The 16,547-nt window shown below is 65.8% G+C and carries 16 protein-coding genes; 7 read left to right on the top strand and 9 right to left on the bottom strand.

Annotated elements, in window-relative coordinates:
* Nucleotides 1-65: 65 nt before the first annotated feature.
* Genes GRF61_RS12485 through GRF61_RS12475 form a run of 3 tightly spaced genes read right to left on the bottom strand, consistent with a single transcriptional unit; the run spans nt 66 to nt 3,345 of the window.
* Nucleotides 66-839, bottom strand: coding sequence for a PEP-CTERM/exosortase system-associated acyltransferase (locus GRF61_RS12485; RefSeq protein ID WP_169150996.1), 774 nt, complete (start codon nt 837-839; stop codon nt 66-68).
* A 31-nt stretch (nt 840-870) separates the two neighbouring features.
* Nucleotides 871-2,091: an FtsX-like permease family protein gene (locus GRF61_RS12480; RefSeq protein WP_211165920.1), complete on the bottom strand. Its 1,221-nt coding sequence runs from the start codon at nt 2,089-2,091 to the stop codon at nt 871-873.
* A gap of 12 nt (nt 2,092-2,103) precedes the next feature.
* Nucleotides 2,104-3,345: an FtsX-like permease family protein gene (locus tag GRF61_RS12475; protein ID WP_169150978.1), complete on the bottom strand. Its 1,242-nt coding sequence runs from the start codon at nt 3,343-3,345 to the stop codon at nt 2,104-2,106.
* A 316-nt stretch (nt 3,346-3,661) separates the two neighbouring features.
* On the opposite strand from GRF61_RS12475, the gene GRF61_RS12470 reads away from it, so the two are divergent.
* Entirely contained in the window at nt 3,662-4,558 is an 897-nt protein-coding gene (locus tag GRF61_RS12470; protein ID WP_169150977.1) for a PEP-CTERM sorting domain-containing protein, read from the top strand.
* A gap of 113 nt (nt 4,559-4,671) precedes the next feature.
* Here the strand turns inward: GRF61_RS12470 and GRF61_RS12465 are convergent, their stop codons facing one another.
* The 6 genes from GRF61_RS12465 to sulP form a co-directional block, all read right to left on the bottom strand.
* Nucleotides 4,672-5,538 carry a ThiF family adenylyltransferase gene (locus GRF61_RS12465; protein WP_169150976.1) on the bottom strand — a complete coding sequence of 289 codons (867 nt, stop codon included), beginning with the start codon at nt 5,536-5,538 and terminating at the stop codon, nt 4,672-4,674.
* A 137-nt stretch (nt 5,539-5,675) separates the two neighbouring features.
* Entirely contained in the window at nt 5,676-6,791 is a 1,116-nt protein-coding gene (gene proB, locus GRF61_RS12460; protein ID WP_169150975.1) for a glutamate 5-kinase, read from the bottom strand.
* 23 nt (nt 6,792-6,814) lie between these two features.
* Entirely contained in the window at nt 6,815-7,993 is a 1,179-nt protein-coding gene (gene cgtA, locus GRF61_RS12455) for an Obg family GTPase CgtA (protein ID WP_169150974.1), read from the bottom strand.
* A gap of 72 nt (nt 7,994-8,065) precedes the next feature.
* Nucleotides 8,066-8,329 (bottom strand): 50S ribosomal protein L27, encoded by a 264-nt coding sequence (rpmA, locus tag GRF61_RS12450; RefSeq protein ID WP_133595048.1) that lies wholly within the window; start codon nt 8,327-8,329, stop codon nt 8,066-8,068.
* Between the two features lie 19 nt (nt 8,330-8,348).
* Complete coding sequence (gene rplU, locus GRF61_RS12445; RefSeq protein WP_011766892.1) at nt 8,349-8,660, bottom strand: 50S ribosomal protein L21; 312 nt, start codon at nt 8,658-8,660, stop codon at nt 8,349-8,351.
* A gap of 69 nt (nt 8,661-8,729) precedes the next feature.
* Complete coding sequence (gene sulP / locus GRF61_RS12440; RefSeq protein WP_169150973.1) at nt 8,730-10,421, bottom strand: sulfate permease; 1,692 nt, start codon at nt 10,419-10,421, stop codon at nt 8,730-8,732.
* 142 nt (nt 10,422-10,563) lie between these two features.
* On the opposite strand from sulP, the gene GRF61_RS12435 reads away from it, so the two are divergent.
* From GRF61_RS12435 to GRF61_RS12410, 6 genes are all read left to right on the top strand, one after another.
* A complete protein-coding gene (locus GRF61_RS12435) occupies nt 10,564-11,286 on the top strand; it encodes a FadR/GntR family transcriptional regulator (RefSeq protein ID WP_169150972.1) in 723 nt (240 codons plus the stop codon).
* Nucleotides 11,287-11,321: 35 nt separating this feature from the next.
* Nucleotides 11,322-12,833 (top strand): FAD-linked oxidase C-terminal domain-containing protein, encoded by a 1,512-nt coding sequence (locus GRF61_RS12430; RefSeq protein ID WP_169150994.1) that lies wholly within the window; start codon nt 11,322-11,324, stop codon nt 12,831-12,833.
* 3 nt (nt 12,834-12,836) lie between these two features.
* Entirely contained in the window at nt 12,837-13,001 is a 165-nt protein-coding gene (locus tag GRF61_RS12425; RefSeq protein ID WP_169150969.1) for a hypothetical protein, read from the top strand.
* Nucleotides 12,998-14,068, top strand: a complete 1,071-nt coding sequence (glcE, locus tag GRF61_RS12420; RefSeq protein WP_169150971.1) for a glycolate oxidase subunit GlcE — start codon at nt 12,998-13,000, stop codon at nt 14,066-14,068. The genes GRF61_RS12425 and glcE overlap by 4 nt, the downstream gene beginning before the upstream one ends.
* A gap of 2 nt (nt 14,069-14,070) precedes the next feature.
* Nucleotides 14,071-15,315, top strand: a complete 1,245-nt coding sequence (gene glcF, locus GRF61_RS12415) for a glycolate oxidase subunit GlcF (protein WP_169150970.1) — start codon at nt 14,071-14,073, stop codon at nt 15,313-15,315.
* A 149-nt stretch (nt 15,316-15,464) separates the two neighbouring features.
* A complete protein-coding gene (locus GRF61_RS12410) occupies nt 15,465-16,238 on the top strand; it encodes a protein phosphatase 2C domain-containing protein (RefSeq protein WP_133595043.1) in 774 nt (257 codons plus the stop codon).
* Nucleotides 16,239-16,547 lie beyond the last annotated feature (309 nt).

Genomic DNA, 16,547 nt, shown 5'->3' with positions numbered 1-16,547 from the left:
AGGCGAACTGAAAGTGAAAAAGCCCGCGGATGCGGGCTTTATCTTTCAGGGAGAGGAAAGGCGGGTCAGCTGCTCTTCAGCTTGCCGCTATGCGCTTCCTGCTCATAGCCGCGCTCGATTTCCTCGTGGATCACCCTCCAGATGGGTTTCACGATGAAGCGCATGCTCTTGATGATGCTCTGTACGTCCATGACGGAGGGAACGCGGGTGCCGCGGTGCTCCACCGGCCCCCCGATCTGCCGGATATCCACACCCAGCTTGCCGAAGTGCGCAGCCAGCCGCGGCTCGGTGAGTACGAACAGCGTCTCGATGCCGCTGCGGGCCGCCAGTGCGACCGCGCCCAGGTAAAGGCCGATGGGGATGTAGGGGAAGCGTGGCCGTTCGCTGTTGCCGTAGTCTTCTTCGCTGATTGCGATGGCGCTGTGGTCCTCGCCCTTGCGTCGGCGATACAGGCCGCGGACCGCCAGCCGGGAGACCTCGGCGATGCTACCGCGAGGCAACCGGGCGGGGTCGATGATCGAACGGTCCAGCGTTGCCGCACAGGTCCGCTCGAAAGGCAGCGGTTCGTAGGGATCGGCCGGATTGGCGAGGACGAGACGGGTACAGCCGACCAGCTGCGTGGGCTGGTTGGAGGTGCGGATCAGGCAGTGCAGGCTGTGGGCGTCGTACTGGTCGCTCTCGCGACGGTCCGGACGTTCGGGCTCGAAATGCAGCTCCTCGCAATAGACCTCGTGACGTATGCGGAATACATCGTTCCGCAGAGCCTCGTTGGTGGCTGGAGCAATCTCGAAGTATTTCCTGAAGCCGTGGCCCAGGTTGAAGCGTTCGAAGAGCAACAACGTCATCTCCCTGAATAGCGTTGGCAGCCCTTCATTCTCGGGCTCGAAGAGCATCGATGATGCTCAGTCTCGTGGTTCGCCAGGCGGGATAGATCGCAGCAATCAAAGTTGCGCATGTACCGATGAGCGCACTTTCAAGTACGTCACTTGTTTCAATTCTGATATAGGCATCATAGCCGAGGTTGGCATTGGGTGGCGGTGGCATTGGAATACCGATGCCCGAAATGACTGCCGCCAGCAACAGGCCGAGCAGTGTGCCGATGAGCGCGCCGGCGAGGCCGAGGACGAAGGACTCCGTCAGGATGAGTCCGATGACGGTCCGGTTGCGGTTGCCCAGCGCACGCATGGTGCCGAACTCCCAACTGCGCTCGGCCAGGCTCATGTTCACTGTGTTGATGACGCTGAGGCAGACCATCAGCAAGATGGTGGCCTTCAGAAAGCCGAACTGTTGCTGGTAGAGCTCGACTGCCTTGCCATAGAAGTCGTTCAACTCTTCCCAGTCACGAACGACGACGTCGCCGGCCGGCAAGTTCGCGCGGACGCGCTGGACCAGCGCGGTGGTCTGATCGGTGCGATGCAGCTCCAGGACGTATTTGCCGATGCCGTCAGTCACCAGCAGGGATTGCGCATCCGGCAGGGCGATGCGCATCGCCCGGGCGTCGAAATCCTTGGAGAAGCTCTGGAACACGCCAACGATCTCGACATCCAGGGTGTTCATCGCACCATCTATGGTGTTCACCAGCAGAGTGGCTTGATCGCCAGCCTTCAGGCGCAGTGCATTGGCCACTCCTTCGCCTATGACCGCGCCGTACTGGTCCTTGTCGGTGAGCATGCGGCCGGAGACCAGGTGGAGGAAGGTACCGAGTTCATTCTCGCGGTCTGCCTCGACGCCGTCGACGATCACCGGATAGTCCGTCTTGCCGTTGTTGAGCAAGCCCGAAAAGGTGATTCGCGCCATGACGTTCTTCACCTCAGGCTGTTCTGCGAGATAGCTGCGCAGCGCCTCGGGCTTTTCCAGCAGGTAACGCTCCGGCGAGCGGGAGCCGAAGCTGAACAGCGCCTCGCGGCCGACCTGGGCGTGACCACTCTGAGAGTGGATGAGCGCTTCGCCCAGCTGAACGAAGATGTCGCGGATGAAGCCGCCGGAGAGGATCAGGCCGCAGACGCCGAAAGTGACCACCGCGAGGGTGATCGCGGTCCGTATCCGGTTGCGGAGGAGGTTGCGGAAGCCGAGCCGGGTCAGGTCTTGCATGCGCCTTCCCTCTCAAATGCGCGCGCGCAGTGCATTGACGATCTCCTGGCGGGAGGCCTTCCAGGCCGGATAGGCGCTGGCCAGGATCGTGGTGAGCAAGGCCACCCCTGCTGCCGTCAGGATGTTGTCTGCCGTAAGCAGGATGCCCGCCTCGTAAGGCCAGCTCATGATGGGCCCGGGTGGCATGGGTATGCCGATGGCGCTGATGAGCAGTGCCAGCAATACGCCGGCAACGATGCCGATCAGTGCCCCCAGTCCGCCAAGGATGGTGCCTTCGAGCAGGAACATGATGCGGATGTCTCGTTGCCGTGTGCCCAACGCCATCATGGTGCCGATCTCGCTGATCCGCTCCATCACCATCATGGTCATGGTGTTTGTGATGGCGAGCACGATGATTACCGAGATGACGAGATAGATGAATCCGACCTGCTTGGAAAAGAGCGCTTCCGTCTTGTTGTAGAAGTCGGCCAGCTTCCACCAGGGGACGACCTCGTAGCGCTCAGCCGGGAGGGCGGCTCGCAACTGGCGGTCGGCCGCAGACACGTTCTCGGTCTTGTCCAGCAGCACCAGGCGGAGGTGCTCGCCTTCTGTGCGCATCAGTTCCCGGGCGAGGTCGATCGGGATGCGCAGCGCGGCGTCGTCGTAAGCCTTGGCGATCGATTCGAACAAGCCGACGACCTCGGCTTCGACGGCGCTGATGCCGCCGTTGCCGGTGTTGGAGATCAAGACCAGCGTGTCGCCCACCTTGACGCCCAGATTCAGCGCCAGGCCCTGGCCGACGATGGCGGCCTTGCGATCACCCGTCTGCAGGTTACGTCCCTGCGGAAATCGCAAGGCGGAGGAAAGAGACGATTCCGCGGTGGGATCCACGCCTTCGCCGATGAAGGAAAGGGTGATGTCTCCTGAGCTTGCGAGGCCGGAGATCAAGAGGCGGGGGGCGGAAACGCGATAGCCCGGCAATCCCTCCAGGGCCGCCTTCTCCGCGGGCGTCATCATGGGCAGGAGATAGCCATAGGGGTCGGCGCGGCCGTAGTCGGTGAAGCCGGGGCGCATGACCTGGAGATGTCCGAGCTGTGAAAGGATGGTGTTGTCGCGCCCGAACCGGAGATTCCAGTCGATGAAGCCGGCAGCCAGGATCATGGCCATCACGCCGAAGGCGATCGCAACCAGCGCCGCACGGCTACGGCTGACCTGCCGCACAACGTTGCGCCAGGCAGTGCGGAAGTGATTGAGGGCAAAGGCGGGCTTGAGCATGTTCTGTATAGGAATAGTTGTTGAAGGCTCTGGCACTGCCTGGAGAGGCGGAGAATCTCATATTGGCGCGGCCTCTTCAGGCATTTTCGACGGCGTGCCCGCCACTGGCAATACGAAGGGTGTCGGTTTTTTTTACAGTGCGTACCAGAGTAAAGCAGGATAGCTGCAGCGATATTTGTAATGTGATGATTTATATGGATTTATAAAATCTGGCATTGGCTTTGCTTATTGCTTGGCGCGGCGATGTGGCGGAAAGTGTTTGACCCCAAGACAGAGCCAAACGCTGACGATTTCGCCAAACTTTGGGAGATGGCAAATGAGCAAAAAAGTACTATTCGCGATGGCTACCGCCGGCCTGTTGATGGGTGCCTCGGCTGCCAACGCTGCCCCGTTCTATCTGGATGTCGGCACCAACTACGACGGCGTCCCGGCACCCCAGCGCGACAAGGTCACCAACACAAGCACCTCGCTGAAGGATGAGTTCCTCTTCACGTACCAGTCCAGGACCTTCATTCAGGACACTAACGGTGACGGCGTGATCAGCGCGGGCGACAACCTGACGACCAGTGGTGGCCTTGCTGTTGGCAACCTGACCAACAATCAGATCACTGGTTTCACCCCGAACCAAGTGTTTGGCACCCACAGCAACAACGGTTACGGCACCAACTGGCTGCTGAGCTTCTCCGTTGATAACCTCAACGGCGTGGTGACTGGCGTGAATGGCGGCGTGCCGACTTTCTCGTACAGCCCGGGTCTGATCGAGATGTACATCTCGTTCGACGGCGTCAACATGATTAACTTCATGAACATCGCGGTGAGTGGTGGTGGCGCGACTGGCGTGAGCACGGTGCTGACCGGCACGGCCGACTTCACCGGCATTGCGGATCTGACCTACGCGAACCTGTTCCACTCGGGTAACTTCGAGTGCAACGGCTCCAGCGGCTTCTACGACATCTGGGCGAACTGCGGCGATTCCGGTGCTGACGCCCTGGCGATCGAGTTCCTGGCCAGCTTCGACACCAACATCTTCGTGAGCGACTTCACGGCGGTGCCTGGTGGCTTCGATCTGACCTCCAACCACGACGGTAGCGGCTCCTTCACCGTGGTCGCCAACCCGACCAACGTGCCGGAACCCGCTTCGCTGATGCTGCTGGGCTCTGGTCTGCTGGGTCTGGGTCTGACCCGTCGTCGCAAGAGCAAGGCTGCTGCCTGATTGAAAAGCCTGGCGTACGCCGGGCTTCTCAAAAAGAAAAACCCCCGCGTGCAAGCGCGGGGGTTTTTCTTTGTGTTCGTGTCGGGGCGAGCGGTTCTGTGCGCGGCGCGCCGCTATCTGGACAGCAGGCGCTTGATGTACCAGAACATGAAGCGCTGCATCGGGTTGCGATTTCCGAAGGGGCGCCAGGTGCGGATCATGGTGTTGCGATAGGCATCGAAATGCAGTCCGCGCGGTGCAACGATGACATCGCCGCGCTTGAGGATCAGTTTGATCGCGTTGGTGCAGGCGACGCCTGCCGCGAGTTCGATGCCGATCGCGGTGGACGGCACCTTCTTCTTGAACAAATTCACCGAGCCGCGCTCCAGCAGGTAGTGGCGTTGCTGCATGGAGGGGGAGACGCCGACGATGAACTTCAGGATCTGGTCCTCGAAGGCGAAGCCATCCAGGGCGAAGTAATCCTCGAAGCTCATGCCCTGGGGGTGGAAAGCGAGCATGGCCGTGCCCATGCCCATCGGTGCGGCGGTGACGGCAGGAATGCCGCGCTCCCGGCAGCGTGCGAACACCCTGCGCCGGATATCCAGGGCGAAAATGTCCAGGCTGTCCATGTAGAGGTCGACGCCGTCCAGGAAGTCGTCGATGTTGTCCAGGCTGAGGCCGTTGGGCATCAGCTTCAGATCGGCTTCGGGATTGATGTCGAGTACCTGTCGCGCCATGACGTCCAGCTTGGGCAGGCCCATGGTGGAGCAGCTGGCGCCAGCCTGGCGGTTCAGGTTCGGCCAGTCGAAGGTGTCCAGGTCGGTAATGGTGAACTTGCCGATGCCCAGGCGGGCGAGGGTGATCAAGTGGCTGCCGCCCACGCCGCCAAGGCCGCCTACGGCGACGCGGCACTGGCGCAGGTGGGCTTGTTCCTTCTCGGTGAACCAGCCGATGTTGCGCGAGAAGGCGACGTTGTAATCGAACTGGTTCTGCTCGGGCATCGTTGTCTCCGTTTGTGCTTTAGGTTCTTGAGACGCTGTGTGGTCGCGCGGCGCTGGGATGGCAAGAACTGCCTTCGCTGCGCTGGTCGTCATATTGCTACCCGGCGGAGCGGGTGTGAAGCGCTATGCGCGGTGGTTCAGCTGCTCACCATATTGTCGCGGTGGATCAACTCGGCCTCGCCGACATAGCCCAGCAGGGATTCGATGGCGCTGGTGGGTTTGCGCGCAATGCGGCGGCATTCCGAGGCACTATAGTTCACCAGCCCGCGGGCAATCTCCTGGCCGGACAGGCTGCGACAGCACACGGCTGCGCCGCGGGAGAAATCGCCGTTGACCTCCACCACGCCAATGGGCAACAGGCTGCGGCCGCTTCTCAGGGCTTCCACCGCGCCGTCATCGATCACCAGGTCGCCTGCAAGTTGCAAGTGGTCCGCAAGCCATTGCTTCTTGGCCTGCAGCGGGCTGCTGGTGGCATAGAGCAGGGTGCCGATGTCTTCGCCGGCGGCCAGGCGCAGCAGCGGATCGGTTTCGCGCCCGCTGGCGATGCAGGTGTGGGCACCGCTGCGGGCGGCGCGCTGGGCAGCGCGGATCTTGGTGATCATGCCGCCTTTGCTGATGCCGCTGCCGGCGCCGCCGGCCATCGCTTCGTACTGGCGATCTTCGGCCTGACCCGCGCCGATGAGAGTGGCGGTTGGATCCTTGCGCGGATCGGCGGTATAGAGGCCGGTCTGATCGGTCAGGATGATGAGCGCTTCGGCCTCGATCAGATTGGCGACCAAGGCGCCCAGGGTGTCGTTGTCGCCGAACTTGATCTCGTCGGTCACCACCGTGTCATTCTCGTTGATGATGGGGACGACGCCGAGATCGAGCAGGGTGGTCAGCGTGGAGCGCGCGTTGAGGTAGCGGGTGCGATCCGAAAGGTCTTCGTGGGTGAGCAGGATCTGTGCTGTCTGCAGGCCCTGGCGGGAGAAGGCGTCTTCGTACGCTTCCACCAGGCCCATCTGGCCGACGGCGGCGGCGGCCTGAAGCTTGTGCATTTCCTGCGGGCGGCGGGTCCAGCCCAGGCGCTGCATGCCGGCGGCGATGGCGCCGGAGGAAACCAGAGTGATCTGGCGGCCCTCGGCGCGCAGCGCCGCGATCTGTCTTGCCCAGTCATCCAGTGCTGGTTTGTCCAGTCCCGCGCCGTTGTTGGTCACCAGGGCGCTGCCGACTTTCACGACCAGCCGGCGGGCATGCTTGATCTTCTCTCTCATGATGCCTTCGGGATGAATTGGGCTTAGTGCCGCCCGTCCGTGCCCTCGGCCTCGTCATCCTCGGCCGACTCGTCTTCTGCCTCCGCTTCCGCCTGGAACGTGGCATCGCGCTCGGCGGCGCGGGCTTCGACGGCGGCGAGGCGGGCCCGCTCCTCGGCCGCCTGGGCTTCGAGCTCTGCGTTGATGCGGGCGCGTTCGTTGTCGAGGAAGTCCTGGATGGCGAAGACCAGTCCTTTGCAGCCTTCGCCCTTGAGGGCGGAGATCTCGAAGTGGCGCTCCACCGGGCCGTAGGCCTGGAGGAAGGTGGCGATGCGTGCGTCACGCTCTCCTTCGGGGAGCAGGTCCAGCTTGTTCAGCGCCAGCCAGCGCGGCTTCTGGTAGAGCGCCTCGTCGTACTTGCGCAGTTCCTCGACGATGGCCAGCGCTTCTTTCGCCGGATCGACTTCCGGGTCGTAGGGCGCAAGATCCACCAGATGCAGCAACACATGGGTGCGCTGCAGATGGCGCAGGAACTGGTGGCCGAGGCCGGCGCCTTCGGCGGCGCCTTCAATCAGGCCGGGAATGTCGGCGATGACGAAGCTGCGTTTCTCGTCGGTGCGGACCACACCGAGATTGGGGGCCAGCGTGGTGAAGGGATAGTCCGCCACCTTGGGCTTGGCTGCCGACACCGCACGGATGAAGGTGGACTTGCCGGCGTTCGGCATGCCCAGCAGGCCGACGTCCGCCAGTACCTTCAGTTCCAGGTGCAGGTTTAAGCGCTCCCCTTCCTGGCCCAGGGTGCGTTTGCGCGGGGCGCGGTTCACGCTGGACTTGAAGTGGAGGTTGCCGAGGCCGCCGCGGCCGCCGCGGGCGAGCAGCACCTGCTTGCCGTCCTCGTTGAGGTCGGCGATGGGTTCCCCGGTGTCCAGGTTGCTGATCACGGTGCCGACCGGGAAGCGCAGCACGATGTCCTCGCCGCCCTTGCCGTAGCAATCCTTGCTGCCGCCGTTCTCGCCGCGCTGGGCGCGGAAGCTGCGGGTGTAGCGATAGTCGATCAGGGTGTTGAGGTTGCGGTCGGCCTGGGCGTAGATGCTGCCGCCACGGCCGCCGTCGCCGCCATCCGGGCCGCCGCGGGGAATGTATTTCTCGCGGCGGAAGGTGGCGGCACCGTTGCCGCCGTCGCCGGCGATGACCTCGATACGGGCTTCGTCGAAGAACTTCATGCTGTTCTGCCTGCAGGCATAAATAAAAAAGCCCTATCGCAAGGATAGGGCTTTTCGGACCGGAGCCGCGACTTAAGCCGCTTCGGCCTCGATGATCACGGTGCGACGCTTGGCGGCGCCCTTGACCACGAACTTCACGGTGCCGTCCTTTAGTGCGAACAGGGTGTGATCCTTGCCGATGCCCACGTTCTCGCCCGGATGGTATTCAGTGCCGCGCTGGCGAACGATGATGTTGCCGGCAACGACGAACTGGCCGCCGTAGCGCTTCACGCCAAGTCGTTTTGATTCTGAGTCGCGGCCGTTGCGGGAACTACCGCCAGCTTTTTTGTGTGCCATTTGGTCTTACCTCCTGCAATCAGGCCGAGATCGCTTCGATGCGAAGCTCGGTGTAGTTCTGGCGATGGCCTTGATGCTTCTGGTAGTGCTTACGACGACGCATCTTGAAAATCTTGACCTTGTCGTGACGGCCGTGGGAAACCACGGTGGCCTTCACTGCGGCGCCGGAAACCACGGGCGTGCCGATCTTGACGGACTCGCCTTCGCCGACCATGAGAACCTGGTCGATGGTGATTTCGGAGCCCACGTCAGCCGGTATCTGTTCTACCTTGATCTTTTCGCCAGCGGCAACGCGATACTGCTTGCCACCGGTTTTTATCACCGCGTACATGGTGCTGCTCCAGTTGATGGTTTTGCAAAGAATCGCGCACTGTACTGAGGCGAAAAAGAAAAGTCAATATTAATCAGTGAGGTGCGCGTCCAGGCCGAGCAGGGCCTGCTGCTCGCTACGATAGCCGGCGTGCGAGGCCAGGCGGGGCCACAGGCCGGCGCGCTCCATCGCATCTATCACCTGTTTCTTCAGGCCGCAGAAGGCCAGTATCTGGCGCTGGGCGGCGAAGCGTTCCATCAGCCCGGCGAGGGTGTGCAGGCCAGTGGCGTCGATGTCGTTGATGCCGGCGCCGGACACGATCACCGCCCTCACCGCGGGTTGGGCGCGGGCAGCTTTCAGCAGTGCATCCTCGAACTGGCTGGCGGTGACGAAGGTGAGCGGGCTGTCGAAACGCAGGATCACCGTGTCCGGCCGCGGGTGGGGCAGGTTGAAGCGCTCCAGGTCGCGGTAGGTGCCGTCCGCATGCAGCCCCAGCATGGCGACGCGCGGACTCATCCCGCGGTACACCATCAGCGCCAGCGACAGCAGCAGGCCGGTGAGGATGCCGTTCTGGATGTTGGGCGCGAAGCCCAGCGTGGTGGCAAAGGCGACCAGGCCGGCGATGCCGTCGTCGCGGTTGCTGCGCCAGGCGCGGGCCAGGGCGCCGAAGTCCAGCAGGTTGGCGACGGCCAGCAGGATGATGGCCGCCAGCACCGGCTTGGGCAGATGCCACAGCAACTCGGTGAAATAAAGCAGGGTGAGTAGCACCAGCGTGGCGGTGACCAGCGTGGAGAAGCCGGTGCGGGCACCGGCCCCGAAGTTGAGCGCCGAGCGGGAGAAGGAGGAGCTGACTGGCAGCGTGCCGCTGAAGGCGGCGGCCAGCTTGGCCAGGCCCTGGCCGATCAGCTCCTGGTTCTGGTCCCAGGCCTGGCGGGTCTTGCCGGAGATCAGTTTCGCGCTGGAGGCGGCTTCCATGAAGCTCACCAGCGCGATGACGAAGGCGGTGGGCAGCAGGCTGGCGAGGGTGCCGGGTTCGAGCGAGGGTAGCGAGAAGCCGGGCAGGCCAGGCGGCAGACTGCCCACCACCGCGCCACCGCCTGCGGCAAAACCAGTGGCGGCCGAAAGCACGATGGCCGCGGCGACCACCACCAGCACGGCCGGCAGCCGCGGTGCGAGCCGGCGCAGCAGCAGCATTGCCGCCAGGGCGCCGATGCCGAAGGCGGCTGAAGCCAGGTGCAGCCTGTCGAGGTGGGCGAAAGCGGCGCCGAAGCCGGCGATGAAGCTGCCGCGCTGGGCCAGCGGCAGGCCGATCAGCGGCGGAATCTGCGACAGGCAGATGACCAGCGCCGCCGCGTTGATGAAGCCCATCAGCACTGGATAGGAGAGCAGGTTGAGCAGCCAGCCCAAACGCAGGGTGCCCAGCGCCAGCTGGATCAGCCCGGAGAGCAGCGCCAACGCCACTGCCAGGGCGACGAACTCCGGGCTGTCCGGCTGCGCCAGCGGCAACAGGCTGGCGCCGGTGAGCAGTGAGGTGAGTGCCACCGGTCCGGTGGAAAGCTGGCCGCAGGAGCCGAACAGTGCGCCTATCACTGCGGGCAGCAGCGCGGCATAAAGGCCGAGGTGGGGCGGCAGCTGGCCCAGCTGGGCATAGGCAAGCGCCTGCGGAATTGCGACCAGTGCAACGGTCACGCCAGCCACCACGTCGCCCCGCAAGCCGCCACGCGTCCATTGCCGGCGCCAGCCGAGGAAGGGGAAAAAACGTTCGACGGCTTGGAGGCGCATGGAAGAAAGGGCGGCTGGGATGCTGCGATGTTAGCAAACCCGTCTGGCGCTCCGTTCCATCGGGGTATGTCCTGATCTGGACAGGGGGCATGCACATCCCCTACGCTTGAAACTTGTCTGACAAGCTGACGACTATCGAATGATGAGCGGCAAGTTGGCCCGGCCGCCGCGCCTGAGCGATGCGGTGTCGCGCCAGATCGAGAGCTGGATACGGGAGATGGGCCTGGCGCCAGGCACTCAGCTGCCGACCGAGAAGACGCTGTGCGAGCGCTTCGGCGTCAGCCGTGCGGTGGTGCGCGAGGCGATTTCCCGGCTGCGGGCGGATGGCTGCGTGGAGACGCGGCAGGGCGCTGGCGTGTTCGTCGCCCAGCCCTCGGTGGCGGCGGCGTTCCGGCTGCTGGGCGACGAGGCGCGCTCCAAGGGCGAGATCGCCGACATCTTCGAGCTGCGCTGCCTGGTGGAGGCCGGGGCGGCCGAACTGGCGGCGCGGCGGCGTGACGACGAGGACCTCGGCCGCCTCTCCGCCGCGCTGGAGGCGATGGACGAGGCGCTGCTCGGCGCCGACGGCGGCAGCGAGAACGGCGCGCAGGCGGACGACGCCTTCCACGTGGCCGTCGCCGCGGCAACCGGCAACGCCCAGCTGGAACATTTCCTTGTTTTCATGGGGCGGCAGTTTTCCGCCTCCCGCGTGCCCACCTGGAATGCGGCCGGCCTGCAGGCTGGTCGCGCGGCGGCGGCGCAGGCGGAGCACAGACGCATTTTCGACGCCATCCTGGCGCGGGACGCCAAAGGCGCGCGCGAGGCGGCCATTGCCCACCTTTCCGCGGCGGCGGAGCGATTGGGCCTGGAACCGCGGCGGCCCTGAAGGCCGACCGTCAGCACGCAGGAGAGAGAACGATGATGGAGACAACCGAGGACCTGCCGGCCTTCGCCCTGGCCGAGGTGGATTATTCCGGCCTCGACCGCGCGAGGGTGGTGCAGGCGTTGGCAAAGGTGCTGCCGGTGGGGGCGTTGCTGTTCGACAACGAGGATCTGCGCCCCTACGAGTGCGATGGTCTCGCCTCCTACCGCGCGGTGCCGCTGGCGGTGGCGCTGCCGAGCACCGAGGAGGAGGTCGTCGCGATCCTGCGCACTTGTTCCCAACTGGGCGTGCCGGTGGTGGCGCGCGGCGCCGGCACCGGCCTGTCCGGCGGTGCCCAGCCGCATCCGCACGGGCTGCTGCTGTCGATGGCGCGCTTCAACCGCATCCTGCACCTGGACGCCCACGCCCGCACCGCGGTGGTCCAGCCCGGCGTGCGCAATCTGTCGATCTCCGAGGCGGCCGCGCCGCACAACCTGTATTACGCGCCGGACCCGTCCTCCCAACTCGCCTGCACCATAGGCGGCAACGTTGCCGAGAACGCCGGCGGCGTGCATTGCCTCAAGTACGGGCTCACGGTGCACAACCTGCTGCGGGTGCGGGCGGTGACCATGGAAGGCGAGATCATCGAGCTCGGCGGCCATGCGCTGGACGCGCCCGGCTATGACCTGCTGGCCTTGTTCACCGGCTCCGAGGGCATGCTGGGCGTTGTCACCGAAGTCACGGTGAAGCTCACGCCCAAGCCGCAGATCGCGCGTTGCGTGCTGGCCACCTTCGATGACGTCACCAAGGCCGGCGAGGCGGTGGCGGCGGTGATCGCCGCCGGCATCATCCCGGCCGGGCTGGAGATGATGGACCAGCCGGCCACCGCGGCGGTGGAGGAATTCGTGCGCGCCGGCTATCCGCTGGACGCCAAGGCCATCCTGCTGTCCGAGGCCGACGGCACGCCGGAAGAGGTGGCGGAGGAGATCGCCCGCGTCAGCGAGGTGCTGCAGGCCAGCGGGGCCGGAGAGATCCGCGTTTCCCGCGACGAAGCCGAGCGGCTGCGTTTCTGGGCCGGGCGCAAGGCCGCCTTCCCGGCCGCCGGCCGTATCTCGCCGGACTATTACTGCATGGACGGCACCATCCCGCGCAAGCGCCTGGGCGAAATGCTTGAAGCCATCCAGGGCATGGAAGGCCGCTATGGCCTGCGCTGCCTCAACGTCTTCCACGCCGGTGACGGCAACCTGCATCCGCTGATCCTGTTCGATGCCAACCAGCCGGGTGAGCTGGAGCGGGCGGAAGCCTTCGGCACCGAGATCCTGGAACTGTCGGTGGCCTTCGGCGGCACCATCACCGGCGAGCACGGCGTCGGCATCGAGAAGGTCGGCCAGATGTGCGTGCAGTTCGGCGAGCGGGAGCGCAAGCAGTTCTTCCGCGTCAAGTCGGCTTTCGATCCGGACGGGCTGCTCAACCCGGGCAAGGCCATTCCGACACTGAATCGCTGCGCCGAATACGGCCGCATGCATGTGCAGGGCGGCGCGCTGTCGCACCCGGAACTGCCGCGCTTTTGAGCCGTGGCGGACAAAGGATGGCTGCAGTTCCTGCTGGTGGCGGTGCCGGTGCTGTCGCTGATCGGCGCCTGGCTGGCGCTGCGCACGCTGGATGCCAGGCAGCAGCGCAAGGCGGGAACGAGAACCGCCCAGGCTAAGGGCGTGGATAGGGGAGTGGAGAAGGAATGAACGAGATCGTCGCATCCTGGGCCGAGCGCATCCGCGCGGCGGCGGCGGATGGCCGGGCGCTGAACCTGCAAGGTGGGGGCAGCAAGGATTTCCACGGCCGCCGCGCGGTGGGCGAGGACTTCGCGCTGGCGGAACACGCCGGCGTGATGGATTACGAGCCGACCGAGCTGGTCGTCACCGTGCGCGGCGGCACCCCGCTGGCCGAACTGGAAGCGTTGCTGGCGGCGCAGGGCCAGTTCCTGGCTTTCGAGCCGCCGCATTTCGGCGCGGGTGCCACCGTCGCCGGCTGTGTCGCCGCCGGCCTGTCCGGCCCGCGCCGGGCCAGCGTCGGCGCGGTGCGCGACTTCGTGCTCGGCGTGAAACTGCTGGACGGCCGCGGCGAGGTGCTGTCCTTCGGCGGGCAGGTGATGAAGAACGTTGCCGGCTATGACGTCTCCCGCCTGGTCGCCGGCAGCCTGGGCACACTGGGCGTCATCCTGGAGCTGTCGCTGAAGGTGCTGCCGCGTCCGCCGCGGGAAGCCACGCTGCGCTTCGAGATGGCCGAGGGCGAAGCCATAGACCGCCTGAACGACTGGGGCGGCCAGCCGCTGCCGATTTCCGCCTCCGCCTGGAACGCCGGCGTGCTGACCTTGCGGCTCTCTGGCGCAGAAGCCGCCGTGGCCGCCGCCATCACCCGGCTGGGCGGCGAGCCACTGGCCGACGACCAGGCCCTCACCTTCTGGAGCGATATCAAGGAACAGCGCACTCCGGCCCACGACCTGGCCGGGCACGAACAGCTCTGGCGCCTGTCCCTGCCAAGCTCCGCCGCGCCGCTGCGGCTGAGTGGTCGGCAGGTGATCGAATGGGGCGGCGCCCAGCGCTGGCTGGCCGGCGACCTGCCGGCGGCGCAGGTCCGCAGCCGGGCCGCCGAGCTTGGCGGCCACGCCACCCTGTTCCGCGGCGGCGATCGCGCCGGCGAGGTGTTCTCCCCTCTGCCTGCACCGCTGTTCGCCATCCATCGCCGTCTCAAGGCGACCTTCGACCCGGCGGGCATCTTCAACCCCGGCCGGCTCTACCAAGGACTCTGAGCATGCAGACCCAGCTTGCCGACTTCATCCGCGACACGCCGGAGGGCCGCGAGGCCGACGAGATCCTGCGCAAATGCGTGCACTGCGGCTTCTGCACCGCCACTTGCCCCACCTACCAGTTGCTGGGCGACGAGCTGGACGGGCCGCGCGGCCGCATCTACCTGATCAAGCAAGTGCTGGAAGGCCAGCCGGTCACCGCCAAGACTCAGCTGCACCTGGACCGCTGCCTCACCTGCCGCTCCTGCGAAACCACCTGCCCGTCCGGCGTGCATTACAGCCGGCTGGCTGACATTGGCCGCGAACTGGTCGAGCGCCAGGTGCCGCGCACTGCCGGCAACAAGGTGGCGCGCTGGCTGCTGCGCGAGCTGGTGCCGCGCACCGGCATATTCACCGTGGCGATGAAGGCCGGGCGCCTGGCCCGAGGTCTGCTGCCGGAGGCGCTGAAGGACAAGGTGCCGGCGGCGCGCCCGGCCGGCCCCTGGCCGCGGCCGCGCCACGCCCGCCGCATGCTGGCCCTGGCCGGTTGCGTGCAACCGGCGATGGCGCCCAGCATCAACGCCGCCGCCGCCCGGGTGCTGGACGTGCTCGGCATCTCCCTGGTCGAGGCCGACGGTGCCGGCTGCTGCGGCGCGGTGCGCTTCCATCTCAACGACGCCGTTGGCGCCCGCGACAACGCCCGCCGCAACATCGACGCCTGGTGGCCGCTGGTGGAGCGCGGCGAGGTCGAAGCCATCGCCATGACCGCCTCCGGCTGCGGTGTGCAGGTGAAGGACTACGACCACCTGCTGCAGCACGACACCCTCTACGCGGAGAAGGCACGCCGCATCGCCGAGCTGACCCGCGACATCAGCGAGATCGTCGCCGCCGAGGCCGAGCGCCTCGCGCCCCTGCTGCGTGCCAAGCCGGGCACGCCGCCGCCGGTGGCCTGGCACGCGCCCTGTACGCTTCAGCACGGCCTCAAGCTGCGCGGCGTGGTGGAGCACCTGCTGGGCGCGGCCGGCTTCCACCTCACCCCGGTGCGCGACGGCCACCTCTGCTGTGGCTCTGCCGGCACTTACTCCCTGCTGCACCCGCAGCTTGCGGGGGAGCTGCGGGAGAACAAGCTGGCGGCGCTTACCGCCGGCGAGCCGGAACTGATCGCCTCCGCCAACATTGGCTGCATCACTCACCTGCAGGCGGGTACCGCGCTGAAGGTGAGGCACTGGGTAGAACTGCTGGACGCGCGGTTGAACGGTTTCCCGCTCTGAGGGCGGGGGCGGCGACGGCGAAATTTGCGGGGGTGTGACGGATGTCACGCGCTCCCCAAAGTGGTGCATCGGGGCGCCCGGCCGCCGCCGTCAGGAGGCCGGCCGGGCGCTATGATGGATGGCCCCATCTACCCGAATGCCCCGTTGTCATGGCCCTGAGTGTCGAAACCTGCGTAGCCCGTCATACCGGAGACCGGAGGGAACAGCAGGACCGGGTTGCCCTCTTCGGCCATCCGACGCGGCCTGGCCTGATGATGGCCGTGCTGGCGGATGGCATGGGCGGGCATTCCGGTGGCGCGATGGCCGCCGAGCAGGTGCTGATCAAGGCCAGGCAGAACTTCGAAGCCTACGCACCGCAGTCGGAGACGCCGGAGCATCTGCTCGAGGGCATCATCAACGAGGCCCACCTCGTCATCAAACTCACCCGCTTCACCAGCGAGCAGGATCCGCACAGCACCGCGGTGGTCTTCATGCTGCAGCCCGGTGGCGCGGTGTGGGCGCACTGCGGCGATTCCCGCTTCTACCACTTCCGCGGCGCCCAGACCCTGAGCCGCAGCGGCGACCACTCCCTGGTCGGCGAACTGCTGCGCAAGGGCCGCATCGACGAGCAGGGCGCGCTCACCCATCCGCAGCGCAACGTGCTGCTGTCCTGCCTGGGCAGCGAGCGCGAACCCCGCATCGACCGTTCCGGCACCGCGCCGTTGACGGTGGGCGACAGCTTCCTGCTGTGTTCCGACGGCCTGTGGGGCTACTTCAGCGACGCGGAGTTGGGTGAAGTCATCCATCACCTGCCGGCGCGCGAGGCCGCCCAGCGCCTCATCGCCGAGGCCCGCAAGCGCTCGGGCGGATACGGCGACAACATCTCGCTCGCCATCGTCAAACTGGTCGAGGCGCCCGCCACGGCTGCGCCGGCTCGATCCTGAGCGGCAGCGTAGGCAAGCCTTCCCGGCAGGCAAGCTGCCGGAGACCCTTATTGCAGGAATGCACCCCGTCGCTAACTATCCTCCAGCGTCGGCCGCGCACCATTCTGGTGTGAGGCAGGGAGAAGCGACCTAATAACAATAGCGGCGTCGACGCGTCTTTTTCACCAACCCCGTTGGAGGACCCTCGATGCCATTGTTGCTAGGAGTCGCGTCGGAGACGCTCGCAGGCGAACGCCGCCTGCCGGTGGTTCCGGACGTACTGAAGAAATACCAGAGCCTGGGCGTAGTGCTGCAGATGCAGCAAGGCGC

Source organism: Azoarcus sp. TTM-91, from assembly GCF_012911025.1.
In the GTDB taxonomy this organism is placed as follows: domain Bacteria; phylum Pseudomonadota; class Gammaproteobacteria; order Burkholderiales; family Rhodocyclaceae; genus Azoarcus.
The sequence above is the reverse complement of the archived record's forward strand: the minus strand, read 5'-3'. Positions and strand labels throughout refer to the sequence as shown.